Below are 15,235 nucleotides of genomic sequence, written 5' to 3' on the forward strand. Positions count from 1 at the left end.
CCGGCCGTGTTCGCGCGCACCGCCGACGAAGCCGGGGGCGAGGACGTCTACGGCCTCATGCTCGGCGACGACGCGCCCCACAGCTGGATCGCCATGATGACCGGCGCCGGGCAGGCGTCCTGAGCGCCGCCCTGGGCGAGCGCCGCTCTAGGCGAGGGCGGCGAGGGCCGCCTTGGTGGCGTCCGCGATCAGGGGGTCGTCGGAGGAGGCGCCCGCGGAGCCCCGGTCGGACAGGACGGCGATGACGATCGGGGCGCCGCTGGTCGGCCAGACGACGGCGATGTCGTTGCGGGTGCCGTATCCGCCGTTGCCGGTCTTGTCGCCGACCTTCCAGCCGGCCGGGACGCCGGACCGGATGTAGGGGCCGCCGGTCGTGTTCGCCCGCAGCCAGGCGGTGAACAGCTGCGCCCGGCCGCTGGGCAGCGCGTCGCCCAGGGCGAAGGCGCGCAGGTCGGTGCCGAGAGCGCGCGGGGTGCTGGTGTCCCGGGGGTCGCCGGGGGTGGCCTGGTTCAGCGTCGGTTCGGTCCGGTTGACGTCGGTGGTCGTGTCGCCGGTGCTGCGGAGCGCCGCCTGCAGCCCGGCGGGCCCGCCGAGCTGGTCCAGCAGCAGATTCGCGGCGGTGTTGTCGCTGTAGTCCAGGGCGGCCGCGATGAGGGCGCGCACGGTCATGCCGGTGCCGAGGTGCTGGGACGTGATCGGGGAGTACGAGGTGAGGTCCGAGGCGCCGAAGGTGATGACGCGGTCGAGCTGGGCGTCCGTGTCCCGCTTGAGCAGGACCCCGGCGGCGAGGGCCTTGTAGGTGGAGGCGTACGCGAACCGTTCGTCCGCCCGGTAGGCCACCGTGCGCCCGGTCGCGGTGTCCAGCGCGTAGACGCCGAGCCGGGCGTGGTAGCGGCGCTCGACCGCGACCAGGGCGGGCTCGGCGGCGCTGCTCTGCGAGGCGGTCGGGGCCGTCGGCGACGTCGGCGCCGGTGCGGTCGGCGACGGCGCGGTGCCGGAGGCGGTGCGGGTCGATGCGGGGGCGTGGCTCCCCGCGCATCCGCTCAGGAGAACCGACGCGAGCACGAGAGGCGCGGTGAGCTTGGCCGTTCGGTATGTCGAGGAACCCATAACAGGCAGCCTGGCGCGGCTGGTTGATCCAGTCAAAGGTGCCATGGCTCCCGCGCGGGCGTGTCGGGTGCTGCTGGCGGTGGACCGCCGGACCACCGACTTTCTTAAGGCTGATTGATAAAGTAGCCTTAGTACATGAGCGAGGAGCTGGGCACCGGCACGCTCGCCACGGCCCTGCTGGCGAGCGTTGGCGCGCTGCTGCGGCGGGCGCGTCAGGTGCGGGTCGAGGGCGAGCTCAGCATGCCCGAGCGGGCCGCCCTGTCGCTGCTGGACCACGCGGGCCCGACGACGTCGTCGGCCCTGGCCCGGCAGGCGCAGATCACCGCGCAGGCCATGGGGGCGACGCTCGGCGGCCTCCAGGCCCGGGGCCTGGTCGAGCGCAACCCGGACCCGCAGGACGGCAGGCGCGTGCTGCTGGCGCTGACCGGCGCGGGTCGGCAGGCGCTGGCGGACAAGCGCAGCGCCCGTACGGAGCTGATCGCGCAGGCACTGGCGGACGGCTTCACACCGAAGGAGCTGGAGCAGCTCGCGGCGGCAGCGCCGCTGCTCGAGCGGCTGGCCCAGCGCATCTGACCCGGCGGCCCGAAGGCGAGCCCACCGCGCGTACGGCCCGCCGTCAACCACCCATGCGGAAGGACACCATGGCCCTGACAGCGATAGACCCCACACCCGCGCTGGTCGTGATCGACCTGCAGAAAGGCATCGTCACAGCCCACAGCGACGAGGCCGTCACCGGCGCAGTCCGGCGGTCGGCGGAGCTGGCGGCGGCGTTCCGGCGATGCGGCCTGCCCGTGGTCCTGGTCAACGTCACGGGACGCGCTCCCGGGCGCACCGACCGGGGCCGGTCCGAAGCCGCGTCCGCCCTCCCGCCCGGCTGGACCGACCTGATCGACGAGCTCGACGTCCAGCCGACGGACCACCTGATCAGCAAGCGGCGGCGGAGCGCGTTCCACGACACCGGCCTGGACACGCTGCTGCGGGACCTTGGTGCCACACAGGTCGTCCTGACCGGCATCTCCACCAGTTCGGGCGTCGAGTCGACCGCGCGCTCGGCCTCGGACCACGGCTACCACGTCGTCCTGGCCACCGATGCCGTCGCCGACCCGGACGCCGAGGCGCACCGGCACAGCGTCGGACGCGTCTTCCCCAAGCTCGGCGAGACCGCCACCACCGGCGAGATCCTGGACATGCTGGGGGCGACCCGATGAGCCTGCTCGGTCGGCTCCTGAAGAACCGCAGGTCGGGCGAGGCCCAGGCGGCCTGGAATCGGCCGAACCTGCACGCCGCCGAACCGCTGGAGCTGAGCAGCCGGAGCTTCGACCAGGGCGGGACGATCCCGCAGGACCACTGGGCCAAGTACATCGGCGGCCGCAACCTCTCCCCGCAGCTGGCCTGGAGTCCGCCGCCGACGGCCACCGCCCAACTGCTCCTGGTGGTCGAGGACACCGACGTCCCCCAGGCCAGGCCCGCCGTCCACTGCATGGCCCTGATCGACCCGGCGGTCCGGGAGTTGGCGCCCGGCGCCCTGGCCCGACGGCAACCCGGCACCGGGGTCACGCTGCTGCGCTCCGTCATCGGGCGCGGATACCAGGGCCCGGCGCCGATCAAGGGCCACGGGCCGCACCACTACACCTTCCAACTCTTCGCCCTCGCAGCCCCCTTGGGCGCCACCCCGGGCGGGGCCGCAGCCGAGCGGGCCCGACCCCGCGCCCTCCTGTCCTCCGTCGGCACCCCCGTCCTCGCCCGGGGCCGGATCACCGGCACCGTGGAGCGCTGACCCCAACCGGTGGCACCGCGCGACACGGCGGGAGGGCGGCGGGGGCGCGCGGTCAGGGGGGTGCGTCGCCGCGCTGCTCGGTGGCGGCGAGCAGTTGCGGCAGGTCCTTCAGCCGGGAGAGGCCCTGGACGGCGCGGGCGGTGCGGTGGTTGGCGGCGAGGCGGTCGCGGTGGCGGTGCAGGAACGCCCAGTAGCCGGCGGTGTAGGGGCAGGCGTGCTCGCCGGTGCGGTCGGTCGGCCGGTAGGCGCAGGGGCCGCACAGGTCGCTCATCCGGTGGATGTACGCGCCGCCGGAGGTGTAGGGCTTGGTGGTCATCAGCCCGCCGTCGGCGTACTGCGACATGCCGACGACGTTGGGGAGCATCACCCAGTCGTAGCCGTCGACGAAGCAGCGGTGGAACCAGTCGGTCACCGCCGCCGGATCCCAGCCGTCCTGGAGCGCGCGGCTGCCCAGGACCATCAGCCGGGGGATGTGGTGGGTCCAGCCGGTGTCCCGCACCTGGGCCAGAGCGGTGGAGAGGCAGCGGGCGGTGACCGCGTCGGCGTCCAGCTCCAGGAACCAGTCGGGCAGCGGGGCGGTGTGGCGCAGTTCGTTGCGGGCCCGGTAGTCCTCGCCGAAGTGCCAGTACAGCTGCCAGACGTACTCGCGCCAGCCAGCGATCTGCCGGACGAAGCCCTCGACGCTGTTCAGCGGCGCGGCGCCGGTACGCCATGCCTGCTCGGCGCGTTCCACGCACTCGGCCGGGTCGAGCAGTCCGAGGTTCAGCGGCACCGACAGCAGGCTGTGGCTCATCACCGGGTCGGCGGCGAGCATGGCGTCCTCGTAGCGGCCGAAGTCGGGCAGCCGGTGGGCGACGAAGTGCCGCAGCGCGGCCAGCGCCTCGCGCCGGGTGACGGCGAACCGGCGCGGGCCGTCCCGGCCGACGAACGACACCTCGCCGTCGCGCTCCCAGCGGTCGAGGTCGTGCCGGACCTCCTCGTCGATCTCGTCCTCGGACGGCTGCCACGGGCCGGGGACGTCCAGGGTGCGGCTGCCGCGCGGGGGCGGCTCGCGGTTGTCGTGGTCGAGGTTCCACCGGCCGCCCGCGGGCTCGTCCCCGTCCATCAGCAGGCCGTGCCGCCCGCGCACCCAGCGGTAGAAGCCCTCCATCCGCAGGCTCTGCCCGCTGCCCTGACCGCTGCCCCGACCGGCCCACTGCGCGAAGTCGGACCGGTCCACCAGGAAGCCCCGCGCGGGCAGGACCTCCACCTCGTCGAGCGCGCCGACGAACTCCAGCGCCCGGCGCGAGGTGGGGTGGCAGACCGTCAACCGGCTGTCGGCGCACGGGGCTGCCGCCGGGCGGGTACGGCGGGACGGCCGTTCGCCCAGGGCCTGTTCCAGGCCGTCGGTGTAGGTCTCGGCCCGGACGTAGCTGACCCGTTCGCCGAGCTCGGCCGCGCGGTGCCGCATGGCCGACAGCACGAGATGGGCCTTGGCGCGGTGGAAGCGGCGGCGGCGCAGGACCGCGCGGGCCTCGACCATGACCACCGGCGCGTGGGCGTCCGGTCCGCCGTGGCGCGGATCGAGGAAGTGCGGACCGAGCTGGTCGCCGAACAGCCAGTGGGGGCGTGCGGCCATGCGGTCCGCCTCTCGCGGTCGTCGCCGTCTCCGTGACCGTCTCCGTCTCCGTGACCGTGTCCGTTTCGGGGACGACGGGTGTCGGGACGCCGGGACCGGGGCGGGGTGGGTCGGGGGTGCCGACGGACCGCCGCCGTGCGGTGCGGTGCGGTGCGGCGCCCGGCGGCCGTGAGGTCTCCCGGCCGGACCGATGCTGCCAGCGTCCCTCCGTGCCCGCACGCCGACACTCCGGCATGCCCGGCGGCCGGTGGGGTGCGGCCCCCGGGACGCGCCCGGTCGTGCCTGCGCCCGCCCGGGCGCGGGCCCCGCGTAGGGTCGGATCCGCCCTCGGCGATCAGGTCGGGCCGGTCGGGACCGGGTCAGCCCGGGCCGGGTCCGGCCTCGGCGGGGAGTGGGCCAGGACCGTGACCAGGACAGGAGCAGCGCCGTGACCCAGCCCCCGACCGGCCCCTCCGCGCAGGGGCCCGAGCAGCAGCGGCCCGAGCAGCAGCGGCCCGAACGCCAACGGCCCGAGCAGCAGGCGCTGTTCGGGTGGGAGGACGCCGCGCCCCCGCCCCCTCCGCGCGACGGCGGGTTCCGTGACAGCCCGCAGGCGCGGCGGATGCTGGACGTGCGCGAGGTGTACGCCGAGCCGGCCGCGCTCGCCTCGCCGCGCGGTCGGCAGATCATGGCCGGGCTGCCCGGCGTCCCGGTCACCGAGGTGCCGAGCCACTGGCGCATCCCCTCCCTGCACGGCAACCAGGGCAACGTCGCCCGCTGGACCCGCGTCAAGACCGAGACCCTGGTCCTGGGCGTCCGGCAGACCCTCACCACCCGCCCCAACGGGCGCTCGGCCGACTGGATCGCCCCCGGGGCCTCCAACGGCTGCGCCATGGCCTGCGCCTACTGCTACGTCCCCCGCCGCAAGGGCTACGCCAACCCGATCACGCTGTTCACCAACATCGAGGCGATCACCGCGCACATCCGGCGGCACGTACAGGCGCAGGGGCCGAAGCGGGAGCCCAACCAGTGCGACCCGCACGCCTGGGTGTACGACATCGGCGAGAACGGCGACTGCTCCGTCGACGCCCTGGTCTGCGACAACACCGCCGATCTCGTCGCTGCGTTCCGCGTTCTGCCCACCGCCAAGGCGTCGTTCGCCACCAAGTTCGTCAATCCCGACCTGCTGGCGCTGGATCCGCAGGGCCGCACCCGGGTGCGGTTCTCGGTCATGCCCGCGAGCGACTCGCGTCTGTTGGACCTGCGCACCAGCCCGGTCGCGGACCGCATCGCCGCCGCCGCCGCCTTCCTCGACGCGGGCTACGAGGTGCACTTCAACCTCTCCCCGGTGGTGCTGCGCCCGGGCTGGCAGCGGGACTGGGCCGAACTGCTGGCCCACCTGGACGACGTGCTGCCCGCCCGGGTGAAGCAGCAGTCGGCCGCCGAGGTCATCATGCTGACCCACAACCGGCAGCTGCACGAGGTGAACCTCGGCTGGCACCCCCGTGCCGAGGACGTCCTCTGGCAGCCGGCCGCCCAGGAGGCCAAGCGCTCGGAGAACGGCGCGGACAACGTCCGCTACGCGCTGGAGGTCAAGCAGAAGGCTCTCGCCCGCCTCCGGGACCTCATCGCCGACCACGCTCCCTGGCTGCGGGTCCGGTACGCGTTCTGAACGTCCCGGCGCCGCCACCGGCCGGGCCCCCTGGGCGGGGCGGGTCAGTCCTGGGCGTGGAGCTTGGCGAGGGTGAGCACGTTGTCGCCGATGCCCCAGCCGCCGTCGGCCACCTCCTCGACCAGGACCATGGTGTTGGGCCGGGCCTGCTCGCCGTAGATCTCGGCGTACAGGTCGGTGGTGCGGTGGACGATGGTCTCCTTCTGCTCCGGGGTGAGGGTTCCGGCGAGGACCTTGAAGTTGGCGAAAGGCATGGTGCGGTTTCCTGTCTTGTTGGTGTGCTGTCCGGTTGATGCCGGGTGGTGTCAGCGGCCGGCCAGGGCGGGCAGGAGTTCACCGATGCCGATGCGGCGGTAGAACTCGGCCCTGATCCGGTCGTTGACGATCGAGACGACATCGCTGCCGTCACGGCTGGGGTCGACGTGTACGCGCAGCGGCCGCTGCCCGGCGGGCAGGCCGACGACGCGCACGATCTCCTCGGCCACCTCGTCGGTGGTGTGGCCGTCGGGGAAGATGTCGGCGAGGCGTTGGGCGATCCGGTCGCGCAACTCCCCGTACGCGCTGTCGTACTCGGCGGCCCGGCGGGCGTCGGCCGGGGCGCCCGCGTGGGCGAAGTGCTCGGTGCCGTGCGGGTACGCGCCGGGCACCACGATCACGGTGTCGATGCCGAACTTGATCAGCTCGGCGGCGTAGCTCCCGGCGAGCGCGTCCATGCCCGCCTTGGCCGCGAAGTACGGTGCCAGGAAGGGCGGGTGGCCGCCGCGGGTGCTGGAACTGCCCACCCACACCAGCAGGCCCGACCCCTGGCGGCGCAGCAGCGGCAGCGCGGCCCGGTTGACCCGCTGGGTGCCGACGACGTTGACGTCGTACAGCTCGGCGAGCTGCTCGGGGGTGAACGCCTCGGCCGGGCCGAGCACCATGTGCCCGGCGTTGTGGACGACGACGTCCAACCGGCCCTGCTCGGCGGCGATCCGGGCGACGGCCGCGTCGGCCGAGCCCTGGTCCTGCACGTCCAGCTCGATTCCGTGCAGGTCGACGCCCTCGGCCGTGGCGAGCTCGGCCAGTTCGGCCAGGCGCGGGGCGTTGCGGCCGGTGGTGGCGCGCATGCCCGCGTAGACGGTGTGGCCCGCCCGGGCCAGGGCGCGGGCGGTGAGCGCGCCGAAGCCCGAGGACGCTCCGGTGATGAGGACGATCATGGCCCCTCCTTTCAGACGACTCGGGTGGTGCGGGTGGTTCGGACCGGCCGGGCGGTCAGACGATGCCGCCGTTGGCGCGGATGACCTGGCCGTTCACCCAGTGGCCCTGCGGGCTCGCCAGGAAGGCGACGACCTCGGCGATGTCCCCCGGCGTGCCCAGCCGCTCCAGCGGGGGCTGGGCAGCCAGCCGGGCGACGGTCAGCTCGTCCTTTCCCTCGAGGAAGAGGTCGGTGGCGGTCGGGCCGGGGGCGACGCTGTTCACCGTGACGTCCCTGCCGCGCAGCTCGCGCGCGAGGACCAGCGTCAGTGCCTCGACGGCGCCCTTGCTGGCGCTGTACGCGCCGTACTCGGGAAAGGCCAGCCCGACCACCGAGGTGGAGAAGGTGATCAGGGCGCCGCCGGGGCGCAGCCGGCGGGCCGCCTGCTGCGCGACGACGAAGGTGCCGCGGATGTTGGTGCGGTGCAGGTCGTCCAGGACGGCCAGGTCGAGCTCGGCGACGCTGGACAGCGCCATCCTGCCCGCCGCGTGGGCGACCACGTCGACCCCGCCGAAGGCGGTCTCGGCGGCGTCGAACAGGGCGGCGACGGCGTTCTCGTCGGCGACGTCCGCCTGCTGGGCGATGGCTTCGCCGCCGGCCGCGCGTACTGCGGCGACGGCCTCGTCCGCGAGGTCCTTGCGGCCCGCGTAGCCGATGACGACGGCGTGGCCGTCCTCGGCGAGGCGGGTGACGATCTCGCGGCCGATGCCACGGGTGCCGCCGGTGACGACGGCGGTGCGGTGTGATGACCCGGTCATGGGCTCCTCCGAATCCTCGATGGTCCTGGGCCCGGTGTTCCCGGGGGTTCCCGGGCGGTCCTCGGCGACCCCGACTCCTTCACCCTGGACCGGTTCGGCGGGGGTAACCAGTTGGCGTCGACCCAGGGGTCGGCAGCCCCTGCCTCGGCGGCCCTCCACGGCGGGCCACCGGGCAGACTGGGGGTATGAACCTGGCTGACCTCGGCGTCTTCCTACGAACACGGCGTGACCGGATCCGCCCGTCCGACGTCGGGCTGCCCACCGGGCCCCGGCGCCGGGTACCGGGCCTGCGGCGGGACGAGGTGGCGCAGCTGGCCGGGGCGTCCGTGGACTACTACATCGAGCTGGAGCGCGGCAGCGGGGCGCAGCCGTCGGAGCAGATGCTGGCCGCGCTGGCCCGGGCGCTGCGGCTGACGTCCGACGAGCGCGACCACCTGTACCGGCTCGCCGGGCGGCCCCTACCGCCGACGGCCGGGCCGGCGGCGCACGTCCACCCCGGGATGCTGGACCTGCTGGACCGGCTGACCGGCACGCCCGCCCGGGTCATCACCGATCTGCACGTGACCCTGGTGCAGAACCGGCTGGCCCTGGCCCTGCTCGGGCCGGTGCCCGCAGCCACCGGCCTCCCGGCCAGCTTCGTCTACCGCTGGTTCACCGACCCCGCCGCCCGCGAGATCTACCCGGCCGAGGACCACGAGCACCAGTCCGGGACGTTCGTGGCCGACCTGCGCGCCGCAGTCGCCCGGCGCGACCACAACGACCGCGAGGCCGCCGCCATCGTCGAGGAACTGCTGCGGCGCAGCGCGGAGTTCGCGGTGCTGTGGGAGCGGTACGAGGTGGCCGTGCGCCGCGGCGACCGCAAGCGCATCCTGCACCCGGTGCTCGGGCCCGTCGACGTCAACTGCCTCAACCTGCTCAGCGAGGACGGCCGTCAGCGGCTGCTGTGGTTCAGCCCGGTGGCCGGTACCGACGCGGTCGACAAACTCGACTTGCTCTCCGTCATCGGCACCCAGGATCTCGCCGTCGACCAGCCGTCCTGACGCTCGGCCGTCCGTTGGGCGTCCGGTGGGCGTTCGTGGCGTCCGTTAGGCTCGGGTTATGAAACTCCACGTCGGATGCGCGATGTGGGCCCACACCGCCTGGCAGGGAAGCCTGTTGCCGCACCCGCTCGCGCCCCGGGAGCGCCTGCGCGCCTACGCGAGCTGGTGCAACTCGGTCGAGGGCAACACCACCTTCTACGCGACGCCGTCCGCCGCCACGGTCGAGTCCTGGGCCGCGCAGACCGCACCGGACTTCCGGTTCCTGTTCAAGCTGCCCAAACCGATCACCCACGAGCGCCGGCTGACCGACACCGACGCCCAGGTGCGGGCCTTCGTCGACGTGGTCGCGCCGCTCGGCCCGCGCGTGCACGCCCTGTGGATCCAACTTCCGGCCTCCTTCGGCCCGTCGGACCTCGGCTCGCTGGCCGCGTTCCTGCACCGGGCGCCGCGCGAGTTCCGTTACGCCGTCGAGGTCCGCCACCCCGCGTTCTTCGAAGACCCGCGCTGGGAGGGGCGGTTGGAGCGGGTCCTGGACGGTGTCGGCGCCGAGTGGACGTCCTTCGACACGACCGACCTGTTCGCCGCCCCACCCACCAGCGCGGCGGAACGCGAGGCGTGGGAGAAGAAGCCCCGGCTGCCGCGCCGCTCCCGCGCGCTCACCGCCGACCCGGTCGTGCGCTACATCAGCAGGGACAACCTGCAGCAGTCGGCTGAGAGTTGGCACCACTGGACGGCCACCGTCGCCGACTGGCTGCGCGAGGGCCGCTCGCCCACGGTCTTCATCCACACCCCGAACAACGACGAGGCCCTCACCCTCGCCCGACGCTTCCACGACGAGGTCAGCGCCCTTGTCCCCGGCCTCGACCCCCTGCCCGAACCACTCCCCACCGGCCCACCGACCTTGTTCTGACGAACCGTCATATCCCTTGCGGGATCGGGGCCGGTGGTAGAAACCCGGCCGCAACGGGAGCCTCGGCCGCAAGGCGGCGCGGACGGCGGCGAGCCGCTGCGCGGCCGCCCCCGGGGGGTCAGCCGGGCGCAGCTCCGGCTCAGTCCGGCCGACGACCTCGCCAGTGGCTCGTGGACAGCCTCCCGCGTGCGCGCGGACGAGGCGGCCGACGGCTCGGTCGCCGCCCCGGCCCAGTGCTCCAGCCGGTAGCCCGGCGACAGCGCGCGTGGCCGGGTCGGCGTCGGGCCGGGTCGGCGTCGGCGTCGGCTACGGCTACGGCTACGGCTACGGCTACGGTCAGCTACTGCCGGAACCAGCCGTGGGTGCGGTCGAAGCCCGGCGAGGTTCGCCGTCGCCGCCATCAGCGGGCCGTGGCCGTGCACCCCGGGTGCGCCCCTCCGCCTCCGGCACCGACAGCACCGCGCACAGCAGCGCCGTACCCACGCCTCTGCGGCGGCGCCCGGCCAGGTCCCGGAAGCCGGTGGCGGCGAGCTGCCGGTTCTCGGCCCCCGGGTGGTCAGCCGCCTGCCCGGGAGGCAGCCGTCCTCACGCCCGGACACGTGCGCTCTGCGCCGGGGCCCGTCGTTGCAGACCCGGCGAAGTCTGTCCCAGGCGGAAGCGGGGTGCGAGCCTGGCGATCGCCAGCCGCATGCGCCAGCGCCGAGGAGGGAGCCCAACGTCGATCGATGAGTTGCCGCCATGCCCATGGCCCCTCCGTGCGGCTGCCGCGCGCGTGCCACTGTGCGCCCGGACCCGTACCCCGTCCGGCCGTCAGCGCGCAGCGGTCAGTGCGCGGCGGGGTCGCCGCCCCCGCGGCTGCCGGTTCCGTGGGCGTCCGACCCGTGGCTGTCCGCTCCCGCACCGTGGCTGTCCGTGTCGCGGCCGACGGCGCAGACGGCGATCACTCCGGCGGCCGCAGCGGCCAGCGTCACGCTCCAGGCGCCGAAGGTGGCCGAGTCCAGGACGATCGCCAGCACGCCGAGCGCGATGATGCCGCCGGCCAGGACTGCGGCGCCGACCGCCAGCCGGGCCCGCCGGCGCAGCACGCCGCGTACCCGGTGGACGGTCGCGGCGGGACCGCCGAAGGACGCCATCCGCCGCCCGAGGCGGGGGTAGAGCGCCGTCAGATCCCGCTCGATGTCGGCCAGGATCCGCTTCTCGTTCATGGGCAGGCTCATGGCAACCTCCCTTAGGCCGCGACCCCACGTCTCCAGGCTTCCCCGCGCACCCCGGCGCACACCTGCTTTCGGCTCCGAAAGCGCGGGGCGTGCGGGCCGTTCACGGCGCCGCGCGCCGCCCCCCGGGTCGGGGACGGCGCGCGGCGCGGGGTGGTGCGGCCCGGAGGGGCGCGGGTCGGAGGTCAGCTGAGCCGGGCCGCCTTGATCCAGGCGTTGCCGCCGACCGCGCCGTTGTAGCTGAAGCCGCCGGCGCCGTTGGAGGTGTACAGGTAGCAGGTGCCGCCGGAGGTCCGGCCGATCAGCTGCATCCGGCCCTGCTGGGTGAGGTCGCCGCCGACGACCAGCGCGTTGAAGCCGCCCCAGCCGGAGCCGACGTACACCCGGTGCGTCTGGAAGCCGCCCTTGCCGTTGCCGACGTACGTCCACAGGCGGCCCTGGGGGTCGCGGACCACGACGTCGGCGATGCCGTCGCCGGTCAGGTCGCCGTGGGCGGTGATCAGGTTGTAGGCGTTCCAGCCGCCGCTGATGCGGACCCGGGCGCCGAGGCCGCCCTTGGCGGTGCCGGGGTAGAGCCACATGGTGCCGGAGCCGTCCACTGCCAGCACGTCGCTGATGCCGTCGCCGGTGAGGTCGCCCGGGACCAGGATGGTCTTGTACGCGTTCCAGCCGTTGCCCAGCCAGACCTTGTCCTTGGTGTCCAGGTCGACATCGCCGTAGCCCAGGCCCCAGAAGCGGTAGAGCGCGCCGGAATTGCTGCGGATCAGGACGTCCTGCTGGCCGTCGCCGTCCATGTCCCCGGCGGACACGGCGACGTTGTACTCGTCCTGGCCGTCGACCAGGTTGCCGGTCTCGCCCTTGAGGCAGTCGTTCATGTCGCTGGAGCAGAAGGCGTAGATGATGCCGTCCGAACTGCGTGCGGTGATCCCGCCGAAGGTCAGTCCGTCGCCCCAGGCGCCCAGGTCACGGCCCCAGCCGACGATCAGCGCGGTGTCCGGCGCGGTGGCCGTGTAGACCCGGACGCCGTTGGCGGCGCAGCCGGTGGCGGGGGTCGCCGCGGTGGCGATCACCTTGCCGCCGGCCACCAGTGCACCCCCGGCGTCGCCGGTGCACTGGTCCTGCGCCGCCGCCCAGAGTGCGCCCGGCGCGGGCGAGGTGCACAGCGAGCCGGCCGGCAGCGCGTGGCCGAGCAGCGCGGTGCAGGTGGCGGCGGAGTCGACGACGGTGCTCTCGCTGTGCGGGGTGCGGTACTCCGCTCCCCCGTCCCAGCCGAGGCCGGACCAGGAGTAGAACGTCGCCGCCGTGCCGGGCCGGTAGAGCGCGCTGTCGGAGGCCCCGGCCAGCGGCGCCACGGTGCGCGAGGCGTTGCCGGTGGCGGCGACAGCCAGGTCGTCCTGCCCGGTGGCGGACTTGTAGCCCTGGTCGAGGAGGTACTGCGGGGCGCCGCCGCCGCCCTGGAGCACGCCTGCGCCGCTGTACGTCCAGCCGAAGTCGTCGTCGCCGTGGCCGGTCTCGCAGTCGGCGGTGGTCAGGATCCGGCTCGGGGAGATCCGGACGCCGGTGCACACCCGCCACTGGGTCTGGTTGTCGAAGGAGTAGGCCATCGGGACCAGCCAGCCGGGCACGCTCGGCGCGGTGTACCCGAAGGTCCAGGCGGCCGAGGCGGGGACGTCCACCGGGGCGATGTGGACGGTTCCGCTGGCGTCCTGCCAGGCCAGCTCCTGGCTGTAGCGGTCCACCGTCCAGCTGACCCGCCGGTCGGCGGTGGCCGCGCCCTGGGCCGGGACGGCGAACGCGGAGGAGGCCCCCGCCTGGTCGGTGTGGATGTCGTCGATCACCAGCTGCTGGGCGACCGGGTCGTGGTGGACCAGGTAGCCGTCGCCGAGCAGCGCGTCGCCGTAGCCGGAGCCGCTCGCGGGCAGCCGGAACCGGGCGCCGGTCGCCAGGTCGTAGACGCCCGCGGTGTGGGTGTCGCAGTCCCAGTACAGCCAGCGGTCGGTGACCTGGACGTCGGTGACGGCGCAGGGCGCGCCGGTGTTCAGGGTGGCGGCGACCCGCTGCTCGGCCAGGTCGATCACGCCGACCGCACCGGTCGGTGCGTTCTCGCCGACGTACGCGAAGCCGTGCCACAGCGCGGCCGCCCCGGCGGCGTCGGTCCGGATCGACCCGAGCGCGTCCTGGGTGGCGAAGTCACCGGCGGTGACCGTGTCGCCGCCGCCGCTCAGCACGTAGTCGCCGTCGGCGTCGGCGATCCGGCCGGTGGCCTCGGGGACGAAGTGGGTGCCGGAGGGTTCCTGGGTGTCCTCGATCTGCCCGCCGTAGACGAAGGCCGCCTGGCCGTTGCCGGAGGCGGTCACCCCGCTGGGGGCGTAGAGGTCCTGCAGCGTGGTGGGGGCCGAGACCGGCGGCGTGGCCTGGGGGTTCACCGTGCGGCTGGTCAGCTGGTAGGTGCCGGCCGCGGCCGGATCGCCGCTGACCATGTCCAGCTGGCCCTTGTCCAGCGAGAGGCCGCTGACGGGCTCGGGCACCATCTGCATCGGGGCGGTCTGCTGCGGGCCCGCGGCTGCGGCCGAGAACCGGTAGTAGCCCCAGTTCCACGAGCCGCCGACGGCCGCCTGCGGGGCGCCCTCGACCAGGGCGCCGCCGTCCGGCGTCTCCAGGATCTGGTCCTGGGCCAGCTGGAGGACCTCGTCGGAGGAGCCGCCGTTCAGCGGGCTGCTCCACAGGCCGCCGCCGGGGGAGCCGAGGGTCAGCACCGAGCTGCCGACCTGGGCGGCGCTGGAGAAGGCCAGCGGACGCGGCAGGTTGCTCACCACGACGAACTGCGCCAGGGCGGTGGGGTCGGTCCGGGAGAACGAGAGGACGTTGCTCCCGACGGTGGGGGCGACCACGATCGAGGTCGGGGTGAAGGTGACCTGCGCCGCCTGGACCAGGGTGGTGGACAGGACGACCGGGGTGCTGGTGCCGTCGGCCAGGTCGACGATCAGCTGGTGCCAGGCGCCGGTGGAGTCGCGGTACTGCACCAAGGCCGAGGCGGCGTCACCCGCGGTGTTCCGGGCGTAGACGTCGGCCCCGGCCGGGATGCCGGTGACCGGGGTGTCGGTGGTGCCGCCGGAGCCGTCGGCGCGCAGCAGGTGCACGGAGTCGGCCCACGGGCCGCCGGACGCCTGCGGCTCGAAGCCGATCACCGTGTCGCCGTACGTCCCGCCGTAGGTCAGCGAGCCCAGTTGCACGGTGCTGGTGGCGGCGGCGTGGCCCATGTCGGTCAGCGTGACCGTGGCCTGGGTGGCGGACGTCCGCTGGTAGGAGGCGACCAGGTCGGAGCCGGCGCCGTACCAGCCGGCGTCGACGGAGCGCTCGCCGGTGGCGCCGAGGGTGCCCAGCGAGGTCGTCGTCCCGCCGGTGCCGTAGGTGGTCCAGAGGTAGTCGGTGCCGCCCGCGGGCTGGTGCAGGAAGCCGGTGGTGCCGGCGCTGAGCAGGTGGTCGGGGGCCGGGTCGTTCTGGACGGGCCCGGCGAAGGTGACCGGCGTCCCGACCAGGGCGCTTCCGGTCGAGGAGCTACCGGCCGAGGAGCTTCCGGCCGAGGGGGTGGCGGCTGCGGCTGCGGTGCCGCCCCCCAGTGCGGTCGCGGCGAGCAGCAAGGCGGCGGCCGCCGCCGTTCGCAGGCGTGGGCGATCGAATATCAGGTGATCGGACATCATGGGCATCCCCCGAAGGAGCGGGCTCGTTGGGCCCGCTGAGGCAGCAGTCGTGATCACTGCCGGGTATGAGGATCGGGATCCTACACGTGGCCCGGGCGCCCGGCAGCAGGGGTGTCGGCTCTGCCGGCGGGCGTGACGGCAATGCCGGATTCGTCACCGCCGACGCTCCCGACATGCCTGGTTCGCCGGTTCACTGCGGGCACCGGTCCGGGTGTGCAAGAT

The 15,235-nt window shown here is 74.2% G+C and carries 13 protein-coding genes; 6 read left to right on the forward strand and 7 right to left on the reverse strand.

Annotation, left to right across the window (positions count from 1 at the left end):
• Positions 1–147: 147 nt before the first annotated feature.
• Complete coding sequence (bla, locus tag GXW83_RS33300) at positions 148–1,110, reverse strand: class A beta-lactamase (RefSeq protein WP_182446790.1); 963 nt, start codon at positions 1,108–1,110, stop codon at positions 148–150.
• Between the two features lie 135 nt (positions 1,111–1,245).
• Between bla and GXW83_RS33305 the strand changes: the two genes are divergently transcribed.
• From GXW83_RS33305 to GXW83_RS33315, 3 genes are all read left to right on the forward strand, one after another.
• Complete coding sequence (locus GXW83_RS33305) at positions 1,246–1,683, forward strand: MarR family winged helix-turn-helix transcriptional regulator (protein WP_182446791.1); 438 nt, start codon at positions 1,246–1,248, stop codon at positions 1,681–1,683.
• A gap of 68 nt (positions 1,684–1,751) precedes the next feature.
• Positions 1,752–2,318, forward strand: coding sequence for an isochorismatase family protein (locus tag GXW83_RS33310; protein WP_182446793.1), 567 nt, complete (start codon positions 1,752–1,754; stop codon positions 2,316–2,318).
• Complete coding sequence (locus tag GXW83_RS33315) at positions 2,315–2,887, forward strand: YbhB/YbcL family Raf kinase inhibitor-like protein (RefSeq protein ID WP_182446794.1); 573 nt, start codon at positions 2,315–2,317, stop codon at positions 2,885–2,887. The genes GXW83_RS33310 and GXW83_RS33315 overlap by 4 nt, the downstream gene beginning before the upstream one ends.
• Before the next feature lie 52 nt (positions 2,888–2,939).
• Here the strand turns inward: GXW83_RS33315 and GXW83_RS33320 are convergent, their stop codons facing one another.
• Positions 2,940–4,505: a cryptochrome/photolyase family protein gene (locus GXW83_RS33320; protein ID WP_182446796.1), complete on the reverse strand. Its 1,566-nt coding sequence runs from the start codon at positions 4,503–4,505 to the stop codon at positions 2,940–2,942.
• Between the two features lie 523 nt (positions 4,506–5,028).
• Between GXW83_RS33320 and GXW83_RS33325 the strand changes: the two genes are divergently transcribed.
• On the forward strand, positions 5,029–6,156 hold the full coding sequence (locus GXW83_RS33325) for a spore photoproduct lyase family protein (protein ID WP_370466908.1): 1,128 nt from the start codon (positions 5,029–5,031) through the stop codon (positions 6,154–6,156).
• A 44-nt stretch (positions 6,157–6,200) separates the two neighbouring features.
• Here GXW83_RS33325 and GXW83_RS33330 read toward each other — a convergent pair whose 3' ends face one another.
• From GXW83_RS33330 to GXW83_RS33340, 3 genes are read right to left on the reverse strand one after another with little or no spacing between them, the layout of a single operon-like run.
• Positions 6,201–6,410 (reverse strand): tautomerase family protein, encoded by a 210-nt coding sequence (locus GXW83_RS33330; RefSeq protein WP_182446800.1) that lies wholly within the window; start codon positions 6,408–6,410, stop codon positions 6,201–6,203.
• Between the two features lie 51 nt (positions 6,411–6,461).
• Positions 6,462–7,352: an SDR family NAD(P)-dependent oxidoreductase gene (locus GXW83_RS33335; RefSeq protein WP_182446802.1), complete on the reverse strand. Its 891-nt coding sequence runs from the start codon at positions 7,350–7,352 to the stop codon at positions 6,462–6,464.
• A 55-nt stretch (positions 7,353–7,407) separates the two neighbouring features.
• Positions 7,408–8,148, reverse strand: a complete 741-nt coding sequence (locus GXW83_RS33340) for an SDR family oxidoreductase (protein WP_182446804.1) — start codon at positions 8,146–8,148, stop codon at positions 7,408–7,410.
• A gap of 185 nt (positions 8,149–8,333) precedes the next feature.
• Here GXW83_RS33340 and GXW83_RS33345 point away from each other — a divergent pair, with 185 nt between their 5' ends.
• Complete coding sequence (locus GXW83_RS33345) at positions 8,334–9,188, forward strand: helix-turn-helix domain-containing protein (protein ID WP_182446806.1); 855 nt, start codon at positions 8,334–8,336, stop codon at positions 9,186–9,188.
• Between the two features lie 58 nt (positions 9,189–9,246).
• A complete protein-coding gene (locus GXW83_RS33350) occupies positions 9,247–10,098 on the forward strand; it encodes a DUF72 domain-containing protein (RefSeq protein WP_182446807.1) in 852 nt (283 codons plus the stop codon).
• Positions 10,099–10,922: 824 nt separating this feature from the next.
• On the opposite strand, the gene GXW83_RS33355 is transcribed toward GXW83_RS33350, so the two are convergent.
• Together GXW83_RS33355 and GXW83_RS33360 are read right to left on the reverse strand one after the other, a co-directional pair.
• Entirely contained in the window at positions 10,923–11,315 is a 393-nt protein-coding gene (locus tag GXW83_RS33355; protein ID WP_182446809.1) for a DUF3040 domain-containing protein, read from the reverse strand.
• A 182-nt stretch (positions 11,316–11,497) separates the two neighbouring features.
• Positions 11,498–15,010, reverse strand: coding sequence for an FG-GAP-like repeat-containing protein (locus GXW83_RS33360; protein ID WP_225447388.1), 3,513 nt, complete (start codon positions 15,008–15,010; stop codon positions 11,498–11,500).
• Between the last annotated feature and the right edge of the window lie 225 nt (positions 15,011–15,235).

Source organism: Streptacidiphilus sp. PB12-B1b (assembly GCF_014084125.1).
In the GTDB taxonomy this organism is placed as follows: Bacteria; Actinomycetota; Actinomycetes; order Streptomycetales; family Streptomycetaceae; genus Streptacidiphilus.